At 64.1% G+C, this 24457-nt stretch carries 26 protein-coding genes; 9 read left to right on the plus strand and 17 right to left on the minus strand.

The features are described 5' to 3' along the window. Window positions 1–534: 534 nt before the first annotated feature. The 3 genes from pnp to Q8J98_RS12455 all read left to right on the plus strand — a co-directional run bounded on the left by pnp (window position 535) and on the right by Q8J98_RS12455 (window position 4340). Window positions 535–2679: a polyribonucleotide nucleotidyltransferase gene (pnp, locus tag Q8J98_RS12445; RefSeq protein ID WP_305294635.1), complete on the plus strand. Its 2145-nt coding sequence runs from the start codon at window positions 535–537 to the stop codon at window positions 2677–2679. Between the two features lie 72 nt (window positions 2680–2751). After that, on the plus strand, window positions 2752–3621 hold the full coding sequence (locus Q8J98_RS12450; protein WP_305294636.1) for a glycosyltransferase family 2 protein: 870 nt from the start codon (window positions 2752–2754) through the stop codon (window positions 3619–3621). After that, a complete protein-coding gene (locus tag Q8J98_RS12455) occupies window positions 3618–4340 on the plus strand; it encodes an FkbM family methyltransferase (RefSeq protein WP_305294637.1) in 723 nt (240 codons plus the stop codon). Before Q8J98_RS12450 ends, Q8J98_RS12455 begins: the two co-directional genes overlap by 4 nt. 44 nt (window positions 4341–4384) lie before the next feature. Here Q8J98_RS12455 and Q8J98_RS12460 read toward each other — a convergent pair whose 3' ends face one another. Beyond that, on the minus strand, window positions 4385–4738 hold the full coding sequence (locus Q8J98_RS12460; RefSeq protein ID WP_305184462.1) for a hypothetical protein: 354 nt from the start codon (window positions 4736–4738) through the stop codon (window positions 4385–4387). A gap of 175 nt (window positions 4739–4913) precedes the next feature. Between Q8J98_RS12460 and Q8J98_RS12465 the strand changes: the two genes are divergently transcribed. Further along, window positions 4914–5648 carry a glycosyltransferase family 25 protein gene (locus Q8J98_RS12465; protein ID WP_305294638.1) on the plus strand — a complete coding sequence of 245 codons (735 nt, stop codon included), beginning with the start codon at window positions 4914–4916 and terminating at the stop codon, window positions 5646–5648. Window positions 5649–5702: 54 nt separating this feature from the next. Here Q8J98_RS12465 and Q8J98_RS12470 read toward each other — a convergent pair whose 3' ends face one another. Then, window positions 5703–6356, minus strand: coding sequence for a peroxiredoxin (locus Q8J98_RS12470; RefSeq protein ID WP_305294639.1), 654 nt, complete (start codon window positions 6354–6356; stop codon window positions 5703–5705). Between the two features lie 160 nt (window positions 6357–6516). Between Q8J98_RS12470 and Q8J98_RS12475 the strand changes: the two genes are divergently transcribed. After that, window positions 6517–7956 (plus strand): aldehyde dehydrogenase family protein, encoded by a 1440-nt coding sequence (locus Q8J98_RS12475; RefSeq protein WP_305294640.1) that lies wholly within the window; start codon window positions 6517–6519, stop codon window positions 7954–7956. Window positions 7957–8009: 53 nt separating this feature from the next. Here the strand turns inward: Q8J98_RS12475 and Q8J98_RS12480 are convergent, their stop codons facing one another. The 4 genes from Q8J98_RS12480 to Q8J98_RS12495 form a co-directional block, all read right to left on the minus strand. Continuing rightward, window positions 8010–8663, minus strand: coding sequence for a pseudouridine synthase (locus Q8J98_RS12480; protein WP_305294641.1), 654 nt, complete (start codon window positions 8661–8663; stop codon window positions 8010–8012). Next, entirely contained in the window at window positions 8660–9283 is a 624-nt protein-coding gene (locus Q8J98_RS12485; RefSeq protein ID WP_305294642.1) for a LysE family translocator, read from the minus strand. The genes Q8J98_RS12480 and Q8J98_RS12485 overlap by 4 nt, the downstream gene beginning before the upstream one ends. Window positions 9284–9344: 61 nt before the next feature. Further along, the gene (locus tag Q8J98_RS12490) at window positions 9345–9800 is read right to left on the minus strand and encodes a GAF domain-containing protein (protein ID WP_305294643.1); all 456 of its coding nucleotides are present in this window, start codon (window positions 9798–9800) and stop codon (window positions 9345–9347) included. 73 nt (window positions 9801–9873) lie between these two features. Then, window positions 9874–11052, minus strand: coding sequence for an acetyl-CoA C-acyltransferase (locus Q8J98_RS12495; protein WP_305294644.1), 1179 nt, complete (start codon window positions 11050–11052; stop codon window positions 9874–9876). 92 nt (window positions 11053–11144) lie between these two features. Here Q8J98_RS12495 and Q8J98_RS12500 point away from each other — a divergent pair, with 92 nt between their 5' ends. Together Q8J98_RS12500 and Q8J98_RS12505 are read left to right on the plus strand one after the other, a co-directional pair. Further along, entirely contained in the window at window positions 11145–11483 is a 339-nt protein-coding gene (locus tag Q8J98_RS12500; RefSeq protein WP_305294645.1) for an STAS domain-containing protein, read from the plus strand. Then, window positions 11449–11973 carry an ATP-binding protein gene (locus Q8J98_RS12505; protein WP_305294646.1) on the plus strand — a complete coding sequence of 175 codons (525 nt, stop codon included), beginning with the start codon at window positions 11449–11451 and terminating at the stop codon, window positions 11971–11973. The genes Q8J98_RS12500 and Q8J98_RS12505 overlap by 35 nt, the downstream gene beginning before the upstream one ends. On the opposite strand, the gene hspQ is transcribed toward Q8J98_RS12505, so the two are convergent. After that, a complete protein-coding gene (hspQ, locus tag Q8J98_RS12510) occupies window positions 11961–12287 on the minus strand; it encodes a heat shock protein HspQ (RefSeq protein ID WP_305294647.1) in 327 nt (108 codons plus the stop codon). The genes Q8J98_RS12505 and hspQ overlap by 13 nt on opposite strands. Window positions 12288–12466: 179 nt before the next feature. Here hspQ and Q8J98_RS12515 point away from each other — a divergent pair, with 179 nt between their 5' ends. Then, window positions 12467–13045: a lytic transglycosylase gene (locus Q8J98_RS12515; protein ID WP_305294649.1), complete on the plus strand. Its 579-nt coding sequence runs from the start codon at window positions 12467–12469 to the stop codon at window positions 13043–13045. Here the strand turns inward: Q8J98_RS12515 and Q8J98_RS12520 are convergent. From Q8J98_RS12520 to Q8J98_RS12535, 4 genes are all read right to left on the minus strand, one after another. Continuing rightward, window positions 13042–13647, minus strand: a complete 606-nt coding sequence (locus Q8J98_RS12520; protein ID WP_305294651.1) for an outer membrane lipoprotein carrier protein LolA — start codon at window positions 13645–13647, stop codon at window positions 13042–13044. The two genes, Q8J98_RS12515 and Q8J98_RS12520, sit on opposite strands and share 4 nt — an antisense overlap. Window positions 13648–13693: 46 nt before the next feature. Continuing rightward, window positions 13694–16576 (minus strand): DNA translocase FtsK 4TM domain-containing protein, encoded by a 2883-nt coding sequence (locus tag Q8J98_RS12525; protein ID WP_305294652.1) that lies wholly within the window; start codon window positions 16574–16576, stop codon window positions 13694–13696. Window positions 16577–16586: 10 nt separating this feature from the next. Continuing rightward, entirely contained in the window at window positions 16587–17765 is a 1179-nt protein-coding gene (locus Q8J98_RS12530; protein ID WP_305294653.1) for an aminotransferase class I/II-fold pyridoxal phosphate-dependent enzyme, read from the minus strand. Between the two features lie 117 nt (window positions 17766–17882). Further along, window positions 17883–19208: an amidase gene (locus Q8J98_RS12535; protein WP_305294654.1), complete on the minus strand. Its 1326-nt coding sequence runs from the start codon at window positions 19206–19208 to the stop codon at window positions 17883–17885. 81 nt (window positions 19209–19289) lie between these two features. Between Q8J98_RS12535 and Q8J98_RS12540 the strand changes: the two genes are divergently transcribed. Beyond that, window positions 19290–20516, plus strand: coding sequence for an FAD-dependent monooxygenase (locus Q8J98_RS12540; protein ID WP_305294655.1), 1227 nt, complete (start codon window positions 19290–19292; stop codon window positions 20514–20516). On the opposite strand, the gene Q8J98_RS12545 is transcribed toward Q8J98_RS12540, so the two are convergent. The 6 genes from Q8J98_RS12545 to Q8J98_RS12570 form a co-directional block, all read right to left on the minus strand. After that, complete coding sequence (locus Q8J98_RS12545; RefSeq protein WP_305184446.1) at window positions 20513–20698, minus strand: Trm112 family protein; 186 nt, start codon at window positions 20696–20698, stop codon at window positions 20513–20515. The genes Q8J98_RS12540 and Q8J98_RS12545 overlap by 4 nt on opposite strands. Then, window positions 20695–21339 (minus strand): LON peptidase substrate-binding domain-containing protein, encoded by a 645-nt coding sequence (locus tag Q8J98_RS12550; protein WP_305294656.1) that lies wholly within the window; start codon window positions 21337–21339, stop codon window positions 20695–20697. The genes Q8J98_RS12545 and Q8J98_RS12550 overlap by 4 nt, the downstream gene beginning before the upstream one ends. A 26-nt stretch (window positions 21340–21365) precedes the next feature. Beyond that, window positions 21366–22256, minus strand: coding sequence for a thioredoxin (gene trxA, locus Q8J98_RS12555; protein ID WP_305184444.1), 891 nt, complete (start codon window positions 22254–22256; stop codon window positions 21366–21368). Window positions 22257–22351: 95 nt separating this feature from the next. Further along, the gene (locus Q8J98_RS12560) at window positions 22352–23140 is read right to left on the minus strand and encodes an exodeoxyribonuclease III (protein WP_305294657.1); all 789 of its coding nucleotides are present in this window, start codon (window positions 23138–23140) and stop codon (window positions 22352–22354) included. A 104-nt stretch (window positions 23141–23244) separates the two neighbouring features. Further along, window positions 23245–23568, minus strand: coding sequence for a hypothetical protein (locus Q8J98_RS12565; protein ID WP_305294658.1), 324 nt, complete (start codon window positions 23566–23568; stop codon window positions 23245–23247). Window positions 23569–23749: 181 nt separating this feature from the next. Next, window positions 23750–24436: a response regulator transcription factor gene (locus tag Q8J98_RS12570; protein WP_305184441.1), complete on the minus strand. Its 687-nt coding sequence runs from the start codon at window positions 24434–24436 to the stop codon at window positions 23750–23752. Window positions 24437–24457 lie beyond the last annotated feature (21 nt).

The following is a 24457-nucleotide window of genomic DNA, read 5'->3' on the forward strand; positions in this document are numbered from 1 at the left end:
TGCTGCAGCACAACGCCAAACCGAAGCCCTTCGTCTGGAGCAAGACCGCCGATGATATCATCACCCGCGAGCGCCGCGCGCTCGATGCTCTCGATGAAATCAGGGGAAATCGGTAGCAAATGTCAGACTCGGAACACTAGACAACCCAGACGTGCCATTTTGCAAGCACTATAAGTTTGCTTATCAAAGAGAGTTTCGCTTCATAGTACGCGGCAGCAATAAGCTGGATTTTGCAGAAAGAAAAATCGAGATCGGGTCCATCAAGGATATTGCTGACCTCGTTGAATTCGGTTCCTGAACTCCGAGTTTGCAACGTCCGCTCCGTCCGCACAGCCGACCTTTCGCCGCGCAACCGTCACCCCCACATCCCCGCTTCCCAACCCCGCCCTTTTCCTGTAAACGCGCGCAATCTGCGACGTGAGGCCATGCCCCCGGCCACATGCAAAGGATTGGGGGGCGGCGGCAATGGGGCCGCCATGCAAAAGGAAGACACGGGCAAGGGGCCTGTGGGTGCTTCCATATAGGGAACGATAGATGTTCAACGTTACACGAAAATCGATCCAGTGGGGCAATGAGACGCTCACACTGGAAACCGGCAAGGTTGCGCGTCAGGCGGATGGCTCGGTCATCGCCACGCTGGGCGAAACCTCGGTCATGGCCAACGTGACCTTTGCCAAGGAAGCCAAACCGGGGCAGGATTTCTTTCCGCTGACCGTGCATTATCAGGAACGCTACTACGCCGCGGGCAAGGTGCCCGGCGGCTTTTTCAAACGCGAGGCGCGGCCTTCGGAAAAGGAAACGCTGACCTCGCGGCTGATCGACCGGCCGATCCGGCCCCTGTTCGTGCCGGGCTTCAAGAACGAAGTGCTGGTGATCGTCACCGTGCTCAGCCACGATCTGGTGAACGAGCCCGACATGCTGGGCGTGATCGCCGCCTCGGCGGCGCTGACGATTTCGGGAGCGCCCTTCATGGGCCCGATCGCCGCCGCCCGCGTCGGCTTTGTGAACGGTGCCTATGTGCTGAACCCCGATTGCGACGACATGCACAAGCTGCGCGAGAACCCCGAACAGCGGCTTGATCTGGTGGTCGCCGGCACCCGCGATGCGGTGATGATGGTCGAATCGGAAGCCTATGAGCTTTCCGAGGCCGAAATGCTGGGCGCGGTGAAATTCGCGCATGAAAGCATCAAGCCGGTGATCGATCTGATCATCGACTTTGCCGAAGATGCGGCAAAAGAGCCCTTCGATTTCTCGCCGCCCGACTATTCGGCGCTTTATGCCAAGGTGAAAGCCGCTGGCGAGGCAGAGATGCGCGCGGCCTTTGCGATCCGCGACAAGCAGGCTCGGGTGAATGCAATCGACGCCGCCCGTGCCGCGGTGAAGGCGGCGCTGACTGCCGAGGAACTTTCCGACGAAAACCTTGGCTCGGCGTTCAAGAAGCTCGAATCGGCGATCTTGCGGGGCGACATCATCAACGGCGCGCCGCGCATTGATGGCCGCGATACGCGCACTGTGCGCCCGATCATTTCGGAAACCGGCATCTTGCCGCGCACCCACGGTTCGGCGCTGTTCACCCGCGGTGAAACGCAGGCGCTGGCGGTGACCACGCTTGGCACCGGCGACGATGAACAATTCGTCGATGCCCTCACCGGCACCTCGAAGATGAACTTCCTGCTGCACTACAACTTCCCGCCCTATTCGGTCGGCGAAGTTGGCCGCTTCGGCCCGCCCGGCCGCCGCGAAATCGGCCATGGCAAGCTGGCGTGGCGTGCGTTGCAGGCGGTGCTGCCCGCCGCAACAGACTTCCCCTACACGGTCCGCATCGTCTCGGAGATCACCGAATCGAATGGCTCCAGCTCGATGGCCACTGTCTGCGGTTCGTCGCTTTCAATGATGGATGCCGGGGTGCCGCTGAAAGCGCCGGTGGCAGGCGTGGCGATGGGCCTGATTCTGGAAGATGATGGCCGCTTCGCCATTCTTACCGACATTCTTGGCGACGAGGACCACCTCGGCGACATGGATTTCAAGGTGGCAGGCACCGCGCAGGGCATCACCAGCCTGCAAATGGACATCAAGGTTGCGGGCATCACCCCGGAGATCATGGAAAAGGCTCTGGCCCAGGCCAAGGAAGGCCGGATGCACATTCTGGGCGAAATGGCCAAATCGCTGACCTCGGCACAGGCCTTCAGCCAATATGCGCCGAAGATCGAGACCATGAGCGTGCCGGTTGACAAGATCCGCGAAGTGATCGGCTCGGGTGGCAAGGTGATCCGCGAGATCGTCGAAGTTTCGGGTGCCAAGGTTGATATCAACGACGATGGCGTGATCAAGATCGCCTCGTCGAGCGCCGAGGCGATCAAGAAGGCGCACGACATGATCTGGTCGATCGTGGCGGAGCCGGAAGAAGGCAAGGTTTACACCGGCAAGGTGGTGAAACTGGTCGATTTCGGTGCCTTCGTGAACTTCTTCGGCAAGCGCGACGGCCTTGTGCATGTCTCGCAAATTTCCGGCAAGCGGCTCAACCACCCGAACGAGTTGCTGAAGGAAGGCCAGGAAGTGAAGGTCAAGCTTCTGGGCTTTGACGAACGCGGCAAGGTCCGGCTCGGCATGAAAATGGTCGATCAGGAGACCGGTGCCGAGATTGCGCCCGAAAAACCGAAGGATGCGCCCGAGGCGTGATTTTTCAAGTTCACGGCTGACAATGCCCGGGGTAGCTTCCCCGGGCATTTCTTTGGCAATGGGCAGCCCTGCATGACCGTGCATTCGCGGGTGACAATCGTCACCGTCTCGCATGACAGCCTCGACGTGCTTCCCGCGATGCTCGACTCGATCCCTCACGGCACCCCGACCAGCATCGTTGACAATGCTTCCCGCGATGTCGCGGCGCTTCGCAGCCTAGCCGCTGGGTGGGGCGCACGGCTGATCGAAAGCCCGGTGAACGAGGGTTTCGGCGCTGCCTGCAACCGGGGGGCGGCAGATGCTACCACCGAATTCCTGCTGTTCCTGAACCCCGACGCCGTGCTTGCGCCCGGGGCACTTGAGCAGCTGTTAGCGGCAGCTGACCGCTATCCTCTTGCGGTCGCGATGAGCCCGCGGCTTGCCAACGCCGACGGCTCGCCCAGTTTCAAGCGCAACAGCGACCTGATGCCGCGATCCGAGCGTATGGCGCGCGGATGGCCGACAGCGGACTGCGAAGTGCCGGTGCTCTGCGGAGCCGCGCTGTTCGTGCGCCGCAAGGATTTCGAGGCAGTCTGCGGCTTTGACCCGGCGATTTTCCTCTACCATGAAGATGACGATATCGCGCGCCGACTGCGCGCTGAGCAGGGACCGCTGATGTTCATCCGCGCGGCGCTGGTTACCCATGTAGGTGGTGCGTCGTCGGAACAAAGCACCGAAGCCGACGCCTTCAAGGCATTTCACCATGCCCGCAGCCGCGTCTATGGCAGGCGCAAGCACCGGATGGCGCTGCCATTCGCCTCGACACTGCATCTGGGCCTTTACAACCTGCTGAAACTGTCGGTGCTGACTTCGCCGCATCTGCGAGCGGTGCGGTGGGCCTATCTGCGCGGTGGCATAAGCACATGGCGCGACGGTGGTGCCAAGCTGAGACACCCGTGGTGAGCCAGACTTCGCGCAATTGCACGCTCTGGATGCACCGATTGCGGCGTGGCGACCGCTTCAAGGTGCATGGGATGGTGGTGCGGGTGCCGATCACGGCAGACGCCGGTGTGCGCTACCTGCTGGCACGCAAGCGCCCCTATGAAGCACCCGAGGCGCAACTTGTGCGGACCTATCTGACCCCGGGCATGAACGTGGTCGAACTCGGCGGCTCGATCGGCGTGATCTCGGCGCTGATCCGCGCGCAGATCGGTGCCGCCGCGCAGCATGTAATTGTCGAGGCGAACCCGCATCTGGCCAGGATCTGCGAAGCCAATGCAGCAATTGGTGCGAACCCCGGCACCTGCCGCGTGATCGAGGGCGCAATCGACTATTCCGGTGCGCCTGAAGTGACCTTCTCGGCAGGCGCAAATGCCCACGACGGCCACCTTGCCGTGGCGGGCGAAGCAGGCTTTCGCGTGCCTGCGATCACGCTTGCAGAGGTTGCCGCGACGCTGCCGCCTGGCGATTTCGCGCTGGTCTGCGATATCGAAGGCGCGGAAGTTGCAATGTTGCGTCATGAGGTCGCGACGCTGGCGCGCGTAAATCTGATCGTTCTTGAAACCCACCCGGCCGCGTGCCTGGCACCCGGCGACACGCCCGAAGCCGCATATTCCCTGCTGGAAGCTGCGGGTTTCCGGTTGCTCGAACGGCAATGCGATGTCGCGGCCTTCGGGCGCTGATCCGCGCTCTAAACGCGCGGCCCGCCGTGACTATGGCAACTCACCTATCTGGGCAGCAATGTCTCGTAACCCACGCCGTTAGACCCGGCGACGGTCCAGGTGCCCTCGAGCACACCGCCCTTGGTGACGCGGTAGATCACCAGTCCCACCACGCTGCCCATCTGGTAGGCGGCGCTGAACACATCGCCGCTGCGCATGCAGATGCCTTCCGACGATGTCGAGCCGGTGACCCAGTAGATCTCGCAGGTCACATCGCTGGTCAGCACGATGCGTGCCGTTCCGCCATAAGCCGAGCCGTCAAAGTTGCGCCCCTGAACCTCATAGCGCCCGCCAATATCCTGCGCCCCTGCGGCGGACGCCGCCAGCGCCGCCGCGAAAAGTGCCGAACGTGAAACCATTATGCCCTCCCGACATGTCCCTGCGGCAAGACTACGCCAAAATCCGCCGTTGCCCAAGCGCCGCGACTATTCGACAGCGCTGCCTCCTTTCAAATTCGCCACCCGACGCTATGATCGCGCCCATGCCGCGCCTTAGGCCGCGCCCTGTTTTGCCAGTTTCCGAGGCATTTTGAGTTTGATAAGATCTTACATCATTCATCTTCCCTGCAGCACCGGCAGGCATGCGCTGGTCGCTGCTTTGCGGGAACAATTGCCGCTGGCGGAGATTGTTGACGCCGTGGATGGCTGCGCGCTTTCGGGGCCAGAGCGCGCACATGCCTATGTCGGCTCTCGGTATCGCCCGCCCTACCCCTTTGCTCTGACCGCAGGCGAGATCGGCGCGTTTCTCAGCCATCGTCGCTGCTGGCAGAACATTGCTTCCGGCGATGCGGATTTCGGACTGGTTGCGGAAGATGATGTTGCGCTTGATACACTGCAGTTCGGGCGCGCCCTGACCCTCGCGCTTCGCCATGCGACGCCCGAAAGTCTGGTCCGCTTTCCGTTGCAGGACCGCGAGGTGCCATACCGCATTCTCACCACCGATGGGGCGATACGGCTTTTTCAGCCGCGCGTTGTCGGGCTTTCAACGGCGCTGCAAATCGTTGGAAGAAACCTCGCGGCACGTCTGCTGGAACTCACCGCGCCCTTTGATCGACCGGTCGATACCTTATTGCAGATGCGCTGGGTCACCGGTGCAAATGTGCTTTCGGTGTTTCCAAATGGTGCCCGTTCCGCCGCAGACGCGGCAGGTGGCAGCACGATCCAGACGAAGCTCCCGGTTCGGCAGCAATTCTACCGTTCCTGGGCGCGAACCCGGTATCGCGCCAGAGTCATGCGCCTTGCCAAGGCCGATCAGCCGCAGGAGAGCTGACTGAACGCGCCTTGGCGGTGCTGTGTGCAGCGGTTGCGCGCAAGGCGCGCCCGGCTACTTCGGCGCTTCGGTGAACCGCAGATAGGGCAACCTGACATCGACCTTGCCGAACCGCGCCCTCGCGTCCTCGGTGGAAACCGCAAGCCCGACGATCACATCTTGCCCCGGCAGCCAGTTGGCCGGGGTGGCAAAGGGCGCGCCATCGGTAGCCTGCACGGCGTCAAGCGCCCGCAGGATTTCGGCGAAGTTTCGGCCAACCGACATCGGATAGGCCATGGTCAGACGGATCTTGCGATCCGGCCCGATGATGAACACGGTGCGCACTGTCGCGCTGTGCGCGGGGGTGCGGCCATCGGGCAGGTAGGCATCGGCGGGAAGCATGTCATAGGCCTTGGCGACGGTCAGCGAGGTGTCGTCGATGATCGGAAAATTCACCGGGCTGCCGGAAAAGGCAGCGATGTCGGCGGCCCATTTGCGATGCTCTGCAACCGAGTCGACCGAAACGCCGATCACCTTGGTCTGGCGTTTTTCAAACTCGCCCGCCAGTTGCGCCACGGCACCGAACTCCGTGGTGCAGACTGGCGTGAAGTCTTTCGGGTGGGAAAAGATGATCGCGTAACCGCCGCCGATCCAGTCGTGAAAGCTTATCTCGCCCCCGGTCGACTGGGCGGTGAAATCGGGGGCAATGTCGTTGATGCGCAAACCCATGGGGCAAACCTTCGCTGCTGCTTCGTCTGGAATGAGTCTAAGTATGCGCGGTCGCCAATGCACCCCCACAAACCCGCCCGAGACGCGAAATATCACGCGCCTGCGGCCCTTGCGGCCAGGGCCCGGCAATGCCAGCATGCGGGAAAACCCTGGAGGCCCCATGCTGATCAAACGCGATTTCTATATCAACGGCCAATGGGTCGCCCCCGCCGCCCCGCATGATTGCATCGTGCATGACCCGTCGACCGAGGAACCCTGCGCGGTGATCTCGCTCGGCGGGCAGGCAGATACCGACGCCGCCGTAGCCGCCGCCCGCGCCGCCCTGCCGGGCTGGTCCGCGACGTCCGCGCCGGGGCGGCTGGAATTGGCAGAGCGCATCCTTGCCGCGTATACCGCACGCGCTGATGCCATGGCTGCCGCCATCAGCCTCGAGATGGGCGCGCCGATCGACATGGCGCGCAGCGACCAGGTTTCTGCCGGAACCACGCACATCACCAATTTCATCACCGCCTTCAAGGCGTTCGAATTCATCCGTCCGCTCGGGCCGCAAGCCCCGCAAACCCGCATCGCTTTCGAACCGGTCGGTGTGGCGGGCCTGATCACGCCCTGGAACTGGCCGATGAACCAGATCGCGCTGAAGGTGATCCCGGCGCTGCTGGCGGGCTGCACGATGGTGCTGAAGCCGTCGGAAATCGCTCCGCTCTCGGCGCTGCTTTTTGCGGAAGTCCTGCACGAAGCGGGTGTGCCGCCGGGCGTTTTCAACCTTGTCAACGGCGATGGCCCGGGTGTCGGCACCCAGCTTTCGACCCACCCCGACGTGGCGATGATTTCCTTCACCGGCTCCGCCCGCGCCGGCGTCGCGATCACCAAAGCCGCCGCCGACAGCCTCAAGAAGGTGGCGCTGGAGCTTGGCGGCAAGGGTGCAAACCTGATTTTTGCCGATGCCGATGCAGAGGCGGTCAAGCGCGGCGTGCGGCACTGCTTCAACAACTCTGGCCAATCCTGCAATGCCCCCACACGAATGCTGGTCGAGCGGCCCGCCTATGCCCGGGCAGTTGAGATTGCCCGCGAAACCGCGCTTGCCACCCGCGTCGCATCGGCGCATGAACCGGGCCGCCACATCGGCCCGGTGGTCAGCGCCGCGCAATACGCGAAAATTCAGGCCCTGATCGAAACCGGCATCGCCGAGGGCGCGCGGCTTGTGGCCGGTGGCCCCGGCCGCCCCGACGGGCTCAACCGCGGCTGGTTCGTGCGCCCGACGGTGTTTGCCGACGTGACGCCCGACATGACCATTGCGCGCGAGGAAATCTTTGGCCCGGTGCTTTCGATCATGGCTTTCGACACCGAGCAGGAGGCACTGGAGATTGCCAATGGCACCCCCTACGGCCTGACCAACTATGTACAGACCGCCGATGGCCCGCGCCGCAACCGCCTGGCGCGGCACCTGCGTTCGGGCATGGTCGAAATGAATGGCGTGTCGCGCGGCCCCGGAGCTTTCTTCGGCGGCGTCGGGGCTTCGGGCCGGGCGCGCGAGGGTGGCCATTGGGGGATCGAGGAATTTCTCGACAGCAAGGCGATTTCCGGCTGGTTCGGTGACTGACGGCGCGGCTTCTTCTTTGCCCAAATACCCCCGCCGGAGGCCAGCGACGCCGCTCAGAACGGGCAGGGTGCCGAAAAGCTTTGTGCCTTGCCGCCGTCCGGGTGGCGAAAACGCAGGCTTTCGGCGTGCAGCATGAGGCGCGGGTAATCGCGCGCAGGGCCGGTGGCATAAAGCCTGTCACCGAGAATCGGGTGGCCAAGTGTCGCCATATGCACCCGCAACTGGTGGCTGCGCCCGGTGAGCGGCATCAGCCGCACCCGGGTTGTGCCATCGGCCTCAAGCCGCACCACGCGCCAGTCGGTCTGCGCCGGGCGGCCGCTTTCGTGGTCCACATGCTGGCGCGGACGGTTCGGCCAATCGACACATAGCGGCAGGTCCACCCGCCCTTCGCGCGGGGCAAGCTGGCCCCAGAGCCGGGCGACATAAACCTTTTTCGTCATCCGCTCCTCGAACTGCCAGCCTAGGTGGCGCTGCGCCAGCGGTGTCAGGGCAAACACCATGACCCCCGAAGTGTCGAGATCGAGCCGATGCACCAAAAGCACGTCGGGGTAAAGCGCGTGGAGCCGCCCGATCAGGCAATCCGCCAGATGCGCACCCTTGCCCGGCACCGACAGCAGGCCTGCCGGTTTGTTGACCACCAGCACTTGCGCATCGGCATGCAGGATCTCGGGCGGATCATCCGGCGGGGCGTAGCGAAAATCGGTCATGAGAGCGCGAGCTTTGCCGCGAGCCCGCCAAACATCACCGCCGCGACCTTGTTCACCGCCCCCATGCGCGAAAGCAGCGAGCGGCCAAGGTAACCCGCCAGCAGCCCGTAACCCATGGTCACGATTGTGCCGGTGAACGCAAAGATCGACCCGAGCGCCACGATCTGCTGCCAGACCGGACCATAGGCCGGGTTGGTAAACTGCGGCAGAAAAGCAAGGATGAACAGCACCGGCTTGGGGTTCAGCGCGTTTGACACGAAGCCCCGCGCAATCGCCTTCCACGGGTTGACGATGCCGCGCCCGTCGCCGCCGCTGCTGCCCGCCCGCCAGGCCTTGACCGCGAGCCAGGCGAGGTAGGCGGCCCCCGCCCAGCGGATCACCTCAAGCGCCGCCGGATGCGCCACCATCAGCGCCGAAAGCCCGAGGGCTGCCAGCGTGACATGCCAGACAACGCCTATGCCAGCGCCAAGCCCCGCCATTGCGCCCGCCCGAGGCCCGCCGTTGATGCCGCAGGCCGTGGCAAAGAACATGTCTTGCCCGGGCGCGAAATTGACCACCAGCCCGCCGAGGATGAAGCCCAGCAGCGCCTCGGCCGGAAAGGAAGTGTAGATCTCCCACATGGTTCCAACTCCGCCGCTTCATCCGGCTTTATGCTTGGCGCGCCGTGGCGCTGCAAGCACCTCAGAGCGCGCCGAAGACCTCTGCAAGAATTGCTTCCAGCGCATCCGCATCGGCCTTGGTGAAGGCGGCGAGGGTGTTGCTGTCGAGGTCGAGCACCCCGATAAGCCGCCCTCCCTTGCCGAAAACCGGCACCACGAGTTCGGACCTCGTGCTGGAAGAACAGGCGATGTGGTCGGCAAATTTCGACACGTCTGGCACGTTCAGCGTTTTGCCCGCCCGCGCCACGGCACCACAGACGCCGCGCGAAAACGGAATGACAAGGCAGCCGTGCCCGCCCTGATAGGGGCCGATCTTCATCAGCTCCGGCGCCACGACGCGGTAGAATCCGGTCCAGTCGAAGCGGTCATCGGCGCGGTGGATTTCGCAGGCGAGCGTGGCCATCAGCGCCACCTCGTCGGTTTCGCCTTCGGTGAGCGCGCGAATGGTGCTGGCAAGGCGCGGGTAATCTGCGTGCATCGGGGCCTTTCTGGCGCAGGCCGGGGGCCTGGCAGCCCCCGAACCCCCGCCGGGTATTTGAACAAAGAAGAAATCAGGGACGTTCGATGGCAATCGCGGTGCCTTCGCCACCGCCGATGCAGATGGCGGCGATGCCGCGCTTCAGCCCGCGGGTTTCAAGCGCATGCAGCAGCGTGACGATGATGCGCGCGCCAGATGCGCCGATCGGGTGGCCGAGCGCGCAGGCTCCACCGTGGATGTTCATCCGCTCATGCGCGATGCCGAGCCGCGCCATGAAGGCCATCGGCACCACCGCGAAAGCCTCGTTCACCTCCCACAAATCAACGTCAGAGGTTGCCCAGCCGAGGTGTTTCAGCAGTTTTTCGGCTGCGGGCACCGGGGCGGTGGGAAATTCGGCGGGGGCCTGGGCATGGCTGGCGTGGCCGAGGATGCGGGCGCGAACCCGCAGGCCTTCGGCTTGGGCCACCTCCTGCGAGCCAAGCACCAGCGCCGCCGCACCATCGGAGATCGAGGAAGAGTTGGCGGCGGTAACCGTTCCGCCCGCGCGAAAGGCCGGCTTGAGCGTCGGGATCTTTTCGGGGCGGGCGAGCGCGGGCTGTTCATCGGCGTCGATGATACGCTCGCCGCCCTTGCCCGAAACGGTGACAGGCGCAATTTCCTGCGCGAAGGCACCCGTTGCCTGCGCCGCAAGTGCGCGGGTCAGCGAGGCGAGCGCATAGGCATCTTGCGCTTCGCGGGTGAAGGCAAATCCCTGCGCGCAATCTTCGGCAAAGGTGCCCATCAGGCGGCCCTTGTCATAGGCGTCTTCAAGCCCGTCCAGAAACATGTGGTCCATCGCCTGGGCATGGCCGAGGCGCGCGCCAGAGCGCATTTTCGGCAAGAGATACGGCGCGTTGGTCATGCTTTCCATGCCTCCCGCCACCATCAGCCCGGTGGCCCCGAGCGCGATCTGGTCATGCGCGATCATCACCGCCTTCATCCCTGATCCGCACATCTTGTTGAGCGTAGTGGCGGGCACGCCCTTGCCAAGGCCTGCGGCAAAACCCGCCTGCCGGGCAGGAGCCTGACCCTGACCCGCAGGCAGCACGCAGCCCATCAACAGCTCTTCGACGCGCGCGGGCGGCACCCCGGCGCGGGCCAAAGCTGCTGCGATTGCCGCGCCACCAAGCGCAGGGGCGGCGAGTCCCGAAAATACGCCCTGCATGCCGCCCATCGGTGTGCGCGCTGCGCCCAGGATTACCACGTTTTGCATCTTGTCCTCGCTGCCTGACCTGCACCTACATACCGAATGGTAAGGATTGGCGTCTAGCCTGAGGTTTGTGGAAACTGCGCAGGAAATCGATCATGAAACTGTCTGCCGAAGCCTGCGATGGGGCACTTGTGGTGCGCCTTGGCGAGGCGCGCCTTGATGCCGCCATTGCGATCCAGTTCAAGGATCAGATGCGCGAGGTTCTGTTGCAGCCGTCACCGCGCGTTGTGCTCGACCTTTCCGATGTCGGCTTTCTCGACAGCTCGGGCCTCGGGGCCATCGTTTCGGTGATGAAAGGCCTCAGCCCCGGTCGCAAGCTGGAGCTGCGGGGCCTGACGACGAATGTGGAAAAGGTTTTCCGCCTGACGCGCATGGATTCGGTCTTTTCGATCCGGGCAAATGGCCCTGACACCGCGCTGCGCGATGCTGGCTGAGCAGATGCGAGACGAGGGCGACGAGGGCGAACCTGGTACGAGGCGCGACATCTTTCAGCACCGTTTCGCCGCGGACCAGCATGCGGTTCGGGGGGCGCTGCGCGCGGCGATGGCGCGCTTCAAGCAGGAGATCAGAGCCGAGGAGGCGGGCGCGCTGGAGTTGGTATTGGCCGAAATCATGAACAATATCGTCAAGCACAGCTACGCGGGCGGTGGTGATGGCACGATTTCGCTTTCCATTCTGCGGGACCAGCGCGGTATTTCCTGTTCGGTCAGAGATGACGGGGTACCGCTGCCGCCCGCCTGCCTGGTGGTGCCGGGCTTGCCTAAAACCGCTGTTGCCAAGGCCGATCTGCCTGAGGGCGGCTTTGGCTGGTACCTGATCCACACCCTGACGTGCGATCTGGGCTACCGGCGCGAGGCGGGGCAGAACCTGCTCGCGTTCCGGTTGCCACTCGGCACGCCGGATGGGCTTGATCAGTTGAGCTGAAACTGCACCGGGTAGCAGCCATCTTCGAAATCGCCAAAGAGGTCGGGCAGGTCAGGGTGATCGACTGGCTCGCCGGAGTAATCGGCGACAAGGTTCTGTTCCGAAACATAGGCGACGTAATGGCTCGACCCGTTTTCGGCCAGCAGATGGTAAAATGGCTGGTTCTTCGCCGGTCGGCTTTCCTCGGGGATGGCATCGTACCATTCCTGCGTGTTGGAAAACATCGCATCAACATCAAACACCACGCCGCGAAACGGATGCTTGCGGTGGCGGACCACCTGGCCCAGATGATACTTTGCGCGCGATGTCTGCATAACAACAGTCCCCATCGCCCTAAATAATCCCTTACCGGGGTCTCTGTCCATCGCTGGCGGCGCGGTCAGGCGGAAACAGTCTGTGAACCTGCCCCTTACAGTGGGGCATGGGCGGATTCGTGATTTCCCCGGGCGGTCATTTTTGCTAGGCTGTGGCAAAACACTACCCGAGGCAGAAAATGGGCAGATACCTTTGGCTGGCGCTGGCCTTCATGGTCGCGTCATGCGGTGGCAAGTTTTCGGAACCGCGCAACCTTGATAACGCCTGCGCGCTCATCAAGGAACGGCCGGGCTATTATACCGCGATGCGCCGCACCGAGCGAAGGTGGGAGGTGCCGGTGGCGGTGCAGATGGCGATCATCCATCAGGAATCGAAGTTTGTCGGCAACGCGCGCACGCCGCAGCGCTTTGCGCTTGGCATCATACCGCTCGGGCGACAAAGCTCAGCCTATGGTTATGCGCAGGCGCTCGACGGCACCTGGGACGATTATCGGGCGGCCAGCTTCGGCTTTGGCAAGAGCCGCGATGATATCGACGACGCGACGGATTTCATCGGCTGGTATCTTGACGGCACCGAGCGCGCGCTTGGCATCGCCAAGACCGACACGCGCAACCAGTATCTGGCCTATCACGAGGGCCGCGCGGGCTATGCGCGGGGCAGCTACCGCTCAAAGGGCTGGCTGTTGCAGGTTGCAACCAATGTCGCGGCGCGGGCGCAGATGTATCAGGCGCAGCTCGCCTCGTGCAACGCGGGCTAGTTGCCGCGCCGCTCTACCTCGGTCGCGATGTCGAACAGAAAGTTGGAATAGCTTTCGCCCAGCTTCATCTCGCCCAGCTGCACCGTGGTCTGGCTGCCGAATTCATCGCGGATGATCCACTGCCGCAGGGTCGTTGGCTTGGGCGTGAAGATCAACAGGATGCTGCCGTATTCGGGGTGTTCAGGGTCTTGCGCCTCGACCCATGTCATCGAGGCATCGCTGCCGAGGTTGACCACCGTCTCGGCTTTCGCCAGATCGACATTGCGCGCCAGCACCAGATTGAGCGGCGTGCGCTTGAGCGGGTATTGCTCGGGCGTGCCATTCGACTTGCCATCGAAGATCGCCACTTGCCCGCCGCTGGCGAGAACCAGAGTCTGTTCGGGCGGCGCGTATTCGAATCGCGCCTGACCGGGCCTGCTGATGTAAAGCTTTCCGGTCGAACGCGAACCGTCGGCATTGATCTGGGAAAAGCTCGCTTCGGCGTTTTTCAGGCTGTTGAGATAGTCCGAGATCTCGTCAAGCGTCAGCCCCTGCGCGGTGGCCGAAAGCGGCGGCAGAAGCGACAAAAGCACGGCCAAGGCAAGGCGGAAAGGCTGTTTCATGCGCCCAATCTAGTCGTTGCGGTAGCCTTCTGCCAGCCCCGGCCGATCACTGTTCGGGCACCAGAATCTCGCGCTTGCCAACATGGTTCGCCATCGAGACCACGCCCTGCTCTTCCATCTGCTCAACCAGTTTCGCGGCCTTGTTGTAGCCAACGCCAAGCTTGCGCTGGATGTAGGAGGTCGAACATTTGCGGTCTTTGATGACAATCGCCACAGCGGTATCGTAAAGCGCGTTTTCCACATCATCGCCGCCGCCAAGGCCCAGCACCGCGTCAATATCGGCCTCTCGGTCGTCATCGGGGCCTTCGACCACGCCTGAAAGGTACACAGGTGGTCCGAAGGATTTCAGATGATTGACGATTTCCTCCACCTCTTCGTCGCTCACGAAGGGGCCATGGACGCGGGTTATGCGCCCACCTCCGGCCATATAGAGCATATCGCCCATGCCCAGCAGTTGCTCGGCCCCCTGCTCGCCCAGAATCGTGCGGCTGTCGATTTTCGAGGTGACCTGAAAACTGATCCGGGTCGGGAAGTTGGCCTTGATGGTGCCGGTGATGACATCGACCGAGGGGCGCTGCGTTGCCATGATCAGGTGAATGCCCGAGGCCCGCGCCATCTGCGCCAGCCGCTGGATGCAGGCTTCGATTTCCTTGCCTGCCACCATCATCAGGTCGGCCATTTCATCGACCACGACCACGATATAGGGCAAGGTCTGCGGTGCAAATTCCTCGGTCTCGAAAATCGGCTCGCCGGTGTCTTCGTCAAACCCGGTCTGCACGGTGCGGCGGAACATCTCGCCCTTGTCCAGCGCCTCGCGCACGCGGCCGTTATAGCCTTCGATGTTGCGCACCCCGGTTTTCGACATTTTCCGGTAGCGCTCTTCCATTTCGCCCACCACCCATTTCAGCGCCACCACGGCCTTTTTCGGGTCGGTGACGACGGGTGAAAGCAGGTGCGGAATGCCGTCATAGACCGAAAGCTCCAGCATCTTGGGATCAATCATGATCAGGCGGCAGTCTTGCGGTGAAAGCTTGTAAACAAGGCTCAGGATCATCGTATTGATCGCGACCGACTTGCCCGAGCCGGTGGTGCCCGCAATCAGCAGGTGCGGCATCTTCGCAAGGCTGGCAATCACCGGTTCGCCGAAAATATCCTTGCCGAGCGCCAGCGGCAGTTTCATCAGGCTGTCGCCAAAGCCCCGGTCAGACAGGATTTCGCGCAAAACCACCTTTTCGCGGTGCGCGTTGGGCAGTTCGATGCCGATGACAGACCGCCCCGGCACGGTGGAAACACGGGCCGAAAGCGCCGACATGGAGCGCGCAATATCGTCTGCCAGCCCGATCACCCGGCTCGCCTTCAGCCCCGGAGCGGGCTCAAGTTCATACATTGTGACCACAGGGCCGGGCCGCACCGAAACGATGTCACCCTTGACCCCGTAATCATCAAGCACGTTTTCAAGCATCCGCGCGTTTTCTTCCAGCGCCTCGTCGGAAAGCGAATGGCGCTGGATGTGCACCGGGTTGGTCAGCAGGTTGAGCGGCGGCGGCTCATAGGCCTGCGCTTCGGCTTCCAGCAGCAACCTGGGTTGCGCCTCGGCCTGCGCCTGGCGCGATGCGGCGGCGGGTTTGCGCGGCGCATGCTGCACCACGCGCCGCGGATCGGGCGCACCGGCCAGCGGGCGGGTCAACAGAAATGGTGCCGGGTCATCGGCAACCGGCGGCCATTCGTCATCGGCCTCGACAAATGCAACCGCAACTTCGGGCACCGGGTTCAGCGGCGCGGCGTGCATGAAGCGTGGCGCGGCGGCGCGCAGCGGCGGCTCCACCCGGGCGGAAGCTTCGGGCGCGGGCTTCGCGGCACGGGTAAGCCGCGCAGCTACCGCCGAAAGCACCGAGGCGGGGGCGGCCGTTTGGGCAACCTGAGGCGATGTTGCCTGCGACGCCGCCGGGGGTGCCGCGCCAGCCGCAGCACGGGCACGCACGGCATCGGCAATGCGGCTGCGGATACGGTCTTCGCTTGGCGCGTCGGGGGCGGCATCGCCCCAGCGGGGCGCAGTTTCCACCAGTTCCGGCACTGGTTCGGCCAATGACTCGGCCTCGGCGCTGCGGCGAATGCGTGGCACCGCGTGGGTCCGTTCGGGCGCGGCAAGCGGCGGGGCGGCGTGCCAGCCTGCTTCCTGCTCTTGCCAGGCGGCGAGTTCGGCGGCGCGGTCCGCGGCTTCGGCGCGCCGTTCGCGCGCCCGCGCCCGCGCATTCTGTGCGGCGCGCAGCGAGGCCGAAGCGCCGCGCCCCAGCATTGCCATCAGCGCGGCATAGAGCAACACCATGCCCACCAGCACCAGGCGCGCAAAGCCGCGCGCCTCGATGCGATCAACACCCAGCACAAAACTTGCCGCCACCGCCGTGGCAAGGGCAACCAGCAGGGTCAGCAGTTTCAACCCAAGCGAGCTGTCGATCGGCGACAGATTGAGCAGTGCGCCGATCACCGTATCGCCAAACAACCCACCAAGGCCGAAGGCATGAACCCAGCCATCGCCCGGCACCAGGGTCGCCGCATAGACCGCTGCCAGCGCCACGCCGATCGGCACAAAAATGGCCCGGCTCAGCGCCCGGTCTTCGCCAACATGTGCGGCAAATCGCAGACCCCAGACCACCAGCGCCACCACAAGGCCCCAGGCTCCGTGCCCCACGATCACGAACACTGGCGACGCGATGGCAGCACCTGCCCGCCCGAGCAGGTTTTGCACCGGCGCTTCGGTAGCGGCCATCCAGCCAGGATCGGCAGGCGAATAGCTGCCGAGCATCAGCGCCACAAGCACGCCGAGCCCGACCAGCACAGTGCCCAAAAGCTCTTTGCCGCGCCGCTCGATCATCGCTTGCGTGCCCTCGTCGAGCAGTGGGTCGCGGCGTCGCGCCTGATAGGAAGCCATTCGTCTTACCTCACGCATAAAGGCATTGGCGCAGCAGTTGCAGCCCGCGCTCTGTTTCATCCCGCGGTGCCACCAGAGCGACCCGAAGATATTCTTTACCGGGGTTTTGCCCCGCAACATCGCGCGCCAGATACGCGCCCGGAAGCACCCGCACGCCGGTTTCGACCCAGGCTTTCAGCGCCGCCGCCTCGCCATCGGCAACTGGAAGCCACAGGAAAAAGCCGCCCTCTGGGGTGCGATAGCCGTTGACGCCCGCGAACACGCGGTCGGCAATGTGGTATTTTTCGACGTATTGCAGGCGGTTCGCTTCCACATGCGCCTCATCGCTCCACGCCTTTTCGGCCACCCGTTGCAGCGGCAAGGGCAGCGGTGCGCCAGCATAGGCGCGCAACTGGCGAATGCGGGCGATGCTCTGCACGCCTCCGGCGCAAAACCCCGAGCGCAGGCCCGGCATGTTCGAGCGTTTGGAAAGCGAGTTGAAGGCCACCACGCGCTCCGGGTCGGCACCGGTTTCGGCCACCACTTCGAGCGCCCCAACCGGCGGCGCATCGCGCCAAAGCTCGGAATAGCATTCGTCGGAAAGAAGCGTGAAATCATGCTTTTCCGCCAGCGCCATGAGATCGGTCAGGTAGGCGCGCGAGGCGACCACGCCCTGCGGGTTCGCGGGCGAGCAAAGATAGGCCAAAGCCACCCGGTCAAGCACCTCGCGCGGCAGGCCTGCGTAGTCGGGCAGAAAGCCCGTGGCCTCGGTTGCGGGCACATAGACCGGTTCGGCACCAAGCGCCAGCGCCGCCATCGCATAGACCTGATAGAAGGGGTTCGGCATCAGCACGACCGGGCGCTTGCCGCGCTTGGTTTCGGGGCAAAGCGCCAGCGCGGCGTTGAACAACCCCTCGCGCGTGCCGTTCAGCGCCATGATCCGCTCTGGCCCCACATCGGCGCGATACCGCCGCCCGATCCAGGCAGAGATTGCCGCCAGAAGTTCGGGTGAGCCGTCATTGGGTGGATAGACCGAAAATTCATCGATATGCGCGGCCAGTGTTTCAGCCAGAAATTCGGGCATGGCGTGGCGCGGTTCACCAATGGTCATGGATATTGGCGATCCGCCCGGCGCATGCTTGTCCAACAGCTTCCGCAACCGCGGAAACGCATACTCGGGCAGGCTCGAGAACCGCTCGGGAAACGCCATATCTGCCTCTCACGCCGGGGTCGTCGCGCCCCGTTCGCGCCAAACTTAGCCGTGCGCGGGCATCACGTCCAGAAAAAGCGCGGCTTTCCGGGCGGTTGCGGCAGGGTTTGTGGCATTTCAGCCCAAAGCGGCTTCGGCGGCGATGCCCAGCCGCAACAGCCGCTCTTCCGCCCCGGGCGCGGCCATCAGCGATATTCCGGTTGCGGGCAGACCGGTGGGCAGGGTGAGCACGCAAAGGCCAAAGATGTTGCCGATGCGGGTATTGCGCAGCGCCAGCAGGTTTTCCGAGGCGAAATAAGCCGGATCAGACAATAACCGTTTGGCGTCAGGCGGCAGGATCGGCGCGGTTGGCACCAACACCGCGTCAAATCCCGCAGTCGCCGCAAGGTAGTCGCCCCGCAGCCGGTCAAGTTCGGCCCAGGCGGCAACGTAGTCTGCGGCAAGCACCTGCGCCCCGGTTCGGAACCGTTCCAGTATGATCGGATACATGGCCTTCGGGTTGGCCTCGATCACGTCTTTCCAGAGCCCATAGGCCTCGGGCGCAAAGAGCACGCCCGAAAGCGCCATTGCGGCATCGACCATGGGCAGCGCGCGCCGTTCCACCCGCGCACCAGCCGCAGCAAGCCGTTCCACTGCCGCCTCGAACCCCCGGACCGGCTCGGTACGCGCATCCTCGAAAGGCAGACCCTCAAGCACCAGAAGCCGCATGCCGGTTAGCCCCGCATCGCGCAGATCGGGCGCGCGCGCCCCCTCCAGCGCCGCCAGCATCAGCGCGCAATCCTCGACACTGCGGGCAAGCGGCCCGACCGTATCGAACCGCGCGCAGAGCGGAACAACGCCCGCCAGCGGCAGCCGCCCATGCGTGGTCTTGAGGCCAACAAGGTCGTTCCACGCCGCAGGTATGCGCACCGATCCGCCGGTGTCAGACCCCACCGCCGCCGCTGCAAGCCGCATTGCCACCGACACTGCCGCACCCGAGGAAGACCCGCCCGGGGCCAGCCTCGGGTCGTGCACATTGGGTGGCGTGGCGGTAGAGGGGTTCACCCCAAGGCCGGAAAACGCAAGCTCGGTCATGTGCGTCTTGCCAAGGCAGACGAGGCCTTGCAACGTTGCCCGCCGCAGCACCTCGGCATCAGCCACCGGCACCCGCCCCGCCAGAAGCCTGCTTCCAGCCTCGGTGGCCACGCCTGCGCTGTCGTAAAGATCCTTCCAGGACACCGAAACCCCATCCAGCGGCCCGCGCCCAAGGCCAGCCTTGGCGCGGCTACGCGCCGCCATCGCCTCGGCCCGCGCGCGGTCTGGCGTGAGACGGGCGTAGATGCGGTTGCCTTCAGGATGTGCGCTTGCGGCTTCCAGATAGGCCTCGGCAAGCTCCACCGGGCAAGCCTTGCCCGCCGCAATCGCCCTGCCCTGCTCCGCCGCTGTCGCCTGCTGCCAATCCATGCTGCCCCCTCCAGTTCTGGCAGCAAGCTAGCCTCGCCACCGGCCTTGGACAATCCCGCATGGTCGCGCCATAGTGGGCCGATGAAACATGATTCCGATGTGGTCATTGCGGGCGGCGGCCTGAACGGACCGGCGCTGGCGCTGGCGCTGGCCGGTGCCGGGCTGCGGGTGAGCGTGGTTGACGCGCAGGCCCCGCGCGCCCGCGCGGCTGCGGGGTTCGATGGCCGCGCCTATGCGCTTGCGATTGCCTCGCAACGGCTGCTGGCGGCGGTGGGGGTCTGGCCAGCGGTTTCCGCCAAGGCACAGCCCATCTGGCATGTGCATGCCGCGGATGGCCGCGCGGGCGAACGGTCCGCACCCTTCGGTTTGCGCTTTGACGCGGCAGAGCTGGAAGGCGGCCCGGTCGGCTACATGCTTGAGGACCGCTTTCTCGCCGTTGCCCTTGCCGACGCCATGGCCGCCAGCGCGCGCATCAGCTTCATTCCCGCAACCTCGGTCATCGCGCAGGAACCGGGGTCCGCGGGTGTATCGGTGACGCTTTCCGATGGCCGCGGCCTGACCGCGCGGGTTCTCGTCGGGGCCGATGGTCGCCGCTCCGAAGTGGCAGAGCGCGCCGGGATCAGGCGCACCGGCTGGGGCTATGGTCAGACTGCGCTGGTCTGCGCGCTTGACCACGAACGCCCGCACAATGGCGTCGCGCAACAGGTGTTCCTGCCAACCGGGCCGCTGGCAATTCTGCCACTGCCCGGAAACCGCAGCTCGATCGTCTGGAGCGAGACCGATGCGAATGCCCGCACCCTCGCATCACTTGCCGACGCCGATTTTCTGGCGCTGTTGCGGACCCGGCTCGGTGACCATCTGGGGCCGATCGCGCTAGCCGGGCCGCGCTTTTCCTACCCGCTCAACCTCACCCTCGCCAATGCCTATGTCGCGCCCCGCGTGGCGCTGGTGGGCGATGCGGCGCATGGGGTGCACCCGATCGCGGGCCAGGGGCTGAACCTCGGGTTGCGCGATGTGGCGGTGCTGGCCGAAGTGCTTGTCGAGGCGGCGCGGCGCGGCGAAGACATTGGCGCAGCGGATGTGCTCGATCGATATCAGGGTTGGCGGCGGGTTGACGCGACCCTGCTCGCGCTCAGCATGGATGCGGTCAACAAACTGTTTTCAAATGATAACCCGCTGCTGCGGGCGGGGCGCGACCTCGGGCTGGGGCTGGTGCAATCGGCCCCATTCCTGCGCCGTGCCTTCATGCGCCAGGCTGCCGGGCTAAGCGCCAATCCGCCGCGACTGCTTGCAGGCCAGCAGCTTTAATCCAGCCGCCGCGCCTCGTCGGGAAGGAGAATCGGCACACCGCCCCGGATCGGATAGGCAAGCCCCGCCGGAAGCGAGATCAGTTCCTGCGCCTCGGCATCATAGCGCAGCACCGCGTGGGTGAGCGGGCAGACCAGTGCTTCAAGCATATGGCGATCATGCAGAGGTTTTTCAGCGGTCATTGCAGCACCTCGTCATCGCCACCGCCGCTGCGCAACGCGAATTCGATCAGTGTTTCCAGCGTTTCGCGGCGAACGCGCAGGGTCGGTGCCTCGAGCAGCGCCTGTTTGTCTTCGGGTGACAGCGGCAACAGCATGGCCAGCGAATCGATCAGCAGTTCGTCCTCAGCATCCTTCATCGTCTCCCAATCGGTCGAAAGCCCGGCCGCTGCAAAAAATCGCCGCAGCAGAACCAGGAATGGCGCACGCGCAAAACTTTCATCGGGTTCGGGTTTGCGCAGGTCGGCGGCATATTCGGCCCAGTCGATTTCCGCTCGGCGGTAGGGTGTAAAGCCAGTCAGTTCGCGCAGAATCCGAAACCGGCTGATGCCGGTAAGCGTGATCATGTAGCGCCCGTCATCGGTTTCGGTGAACGCGGTCAACCGTCCGGCGCAGCCGACGGAGTTGAGCTGCCCTGCCAGTTGCCCACCGCGCGGCTGGACCATGCCGATCAGCCGGTGGCGCGTCTTGAGGCAATCCTCCAGCATCTGCAAAAACCGCGGCTCGAAAATCTGCACGGGCAGCCGCGCGCGCGGCAACAACAGCGCGCCCGGCAAGGGAAAGAGCGGCAGCGTTTCGGGCAGATCGCCGGTTTTGATGAGCATCTGGCCTCCGTCCGCTTCGCGGTGACTTAGAGAAAGATCATTGACGAAAGCTTGCGCCGCCCCTTTTGCACAATCGGGTCGGTTGGCTTGAGCGCGCCGAAAATGGTCAGGAGCTGCGCCTTTGCAGCCCCGCCATTCCATTCACGGTCACGCCTAAAGAGCTCCAGCAACTCCTCGACTGCGGCCTCGACCTTGCCCTCGGCATGCAGCGCCGCAGCCAGATCAAACCGTGCCTGGTGGTCCTGCGGGTCGGCCAGGGTGGCGGCCAGAAGATCGGCCACCGGGCCCGCATCCGCCGCCTGCCGTGCCAGCGCCAGTTGCGCGCGTGCCGCCTCGATCGGGGCTGCGGTAGCCATTGCCGTGGGCACCCCTGCCAGAAACGCCTCGGCCTGATCAAGGTTGCCCGCCGCCACATGCGCACGCACCAAGCCGCCATAAGCCGCGGCATTTGCCGGGTCCTCGCCCAGAATCGCCGCGAAGGTTTCGGCGGCATCAACCACCGCGCCCTCTGCCAGCATCGCCTCGGCCGCCTCCAGCGCTTCCGCAAGGCCCCCGTCGCCAGCCAGTGCCGCGACCTTTTCGACGAATTTCTTCACCTCCGAACCGGAGATTGCGCCCTGAAAGCCATCGACCGGCTGGCCCTGCCAGAAGGCATAGACCGTCGGGATCGATTGCACCCGCATCTGCCCGGCAATCGCCTGGTTCTGATCGACGTTGACCTTGACCATGCGCACCTTGCCCTTGGACGCGGTCACCGCCGCTTCAAGCGCCGGCCCAAGCGTTTTGCACGGCCCGCACCAAGGAGCCCAGAAATCGACGATCACCGGCACCTCGCGGCTTTTGTCAACCACCTCGGCAATGAAATTGGCCTCGCTCACATCGGCCACATAGTCGCTTTTTACTGCGTTCCCGAGCATCCCTGCCCCCTTGAAATTGCGTTGGTTCCTATATGCGCGCGAGGCGCGGCTTCGCCAAGGGGCAGCGCAGGAATTGGTTTCCAGATCGGGTGACGTCAGAGATCAAACGTCGCAAACACCGGCGCGTGGTCCGAGGGCTGGTCCCAGCCACGCGCGGCGCGCAGAATGCGGCTGCCATGCGCGGCGGGGGCGATGTCTGGCGTTGCCCAGATATGGTCGAGCCTGCGCCCCTTGTCGGCCGTGTCCCATTCCGGCGATCGGTACGACCACCAGCTGAAAAGCGGCCCCGCGGGAATGTCCTGCCGTGTCACATCGACCCAGCTGCCAGCTTCGCGCGCCGCCTCAAGATGCTCGACCTCGATCGGCGTGTGGCTGACGATTTTCAACAGTGCCTTGTGGTTCCAGACATCATCCTCGCGCGGGGCAATGTTGAGGTCGCCCACAAGGATCGCGCGGTCAGGCCGCTGCCAGTGGAACCGGTCGCGCAACTCGGTCAGAAAATCGAGCTTCTGCCCGAATTTGTCGTTTTCCGCCCGGTCGGGAATATCGCCCCCGGCAGGCACATAGAGGTTGTGGATGGTGACACCATTTTCCAGCCGTGCCGCAACATGCCGGGCATGGCCAAGCTGCGCAAAGTCCTCGCCGCCCGCATCCATGATCGGCAACCGTGAAATGATCGCTACACCGTTGTAACCCTTTTGCCCGCGCGCCACGATATGGCCGTAGCCAAGTGCGCGAAATTCCTGCATCGGAATGTTTTCGACCGGGCTTTTGCATTCCTGCAAGCACAGCACATCAGGTGCCTCGTCGCGCAACAGCCGCGCGACCAGCCCTTCGCGCAGGCGAACCGAGTTGATGTTCCAGGTGGCGATGGTCAGGGTCATGGCGGCTCCTTGGCGTTCCGCCCCTTTTAGCCTGCGCGGATCACGCGCGGCCAGCAAAAAGCGGGCGCGGCATCGCCACGCCCGCCCGATCTCGCCGCCCGCGACTATTGCAGCGTGTAGCTGGCCAATTCGCACATGTTGACGGTGTCTTCCAGCTCCTGCCCGTCGCTCATCACGAACAGCAGATCATAGGTGCACTGGGTGCGGCCATCGGCAATCAGCACCTCGCCGCTCATGCCGGGGGCCAAGGTGTTTTCACCCAGAATATCTTCTTCCCAGTCGTTGGTCTCGGCGGGCGATGTGTAGAACTCGACCAGACCAAGCGATGAAAAGTTGTTGAGCGTGAAAACCAGGTCTTCGGCAAGAACCGGCGTTGCGAAAAAACCAAGCGCGGCAATAACCGCAGTCGTGCGGCAGAACATGTTCATTCAATTCTCCTGTAGGGCGTCTCCCACGCCAGAGCTGAAGTTTTCATACCTTCCAGCCTGCCGCCAGCGCAAAAGCGGACGCGGCGCACAAAGCCGCCACTGTTGCCGCCGCGCATCAGCCATGGGCAGCTAATCAGGCCGAATCACGTGGTTTTCTGCCAGATGCCAGCGACGCTGCTGCCTAAGGATTGAGCTTGTAGCCGCCCGATTCCGTCACCAGAAGCCGCGCGTTCGAAGGGTCGGGCTCGATCTTCTGCCGCAGCCGGTAAATGTGGGTTTCCAGCGTATGCGTGGTGACGCCCGCATTGTAGCCCCAGACATCGTGCAACAGCACGTCACGCGCCACCACCGTTTCGCCCGCGCGATAGAGAAACTTGAGGATGTTGGTTTCCTTCTCGGTCAGCCGGATCTTCTTCTGCTTGGCGTCGATCAGCATCTTCATCGCGGGCTTGAAGGTGTAGGGGCCAAGCTGGAAAATCGCATCTTCGCTTTGCTCATGGGTGCGCAACTGCGCCCGCAACCGCGCCAGCAGCACCGGAAACTTGAACGGCTTGGCGATGTAGTCATTCGCGCCGCTATCAAGCCCAAGGATGGTGTCGGCATCGGTATCGTGCCCGGTCAGCATCACCACCGGGCATTTGACCCCCTGCTTGCGCAGCCGCTTGCAAAGCTCGCGCCCGTCGGTATCAGGCAGGCCGACATCAAGCACCACGAGGTCAAAGAGCGCGCCGCGTGCCTTTTCAATTGCCTCGGCCCCGGTGCCCGCCTCGAACACGTCAAACTCTTCGGTAGCCAGCAATTGCTCGGCCAGTGCCTCGCGCAGGTCTGTATCGTCGTCCACCAACAGGATTTTTTTCGGCCCGGCCATGTCACCCTCCATCGTTGCCCC

This window comes from Phaeovulum sp., from assembly GCF_030684035.1.
In the GTDB taxonomy this organism is placed as follows: domain Bacteria; phylum Pseudomonadota; class Alphaproteobacteria; order Rhodobacterales; family Rhodobacteraceae; genus UBA6213.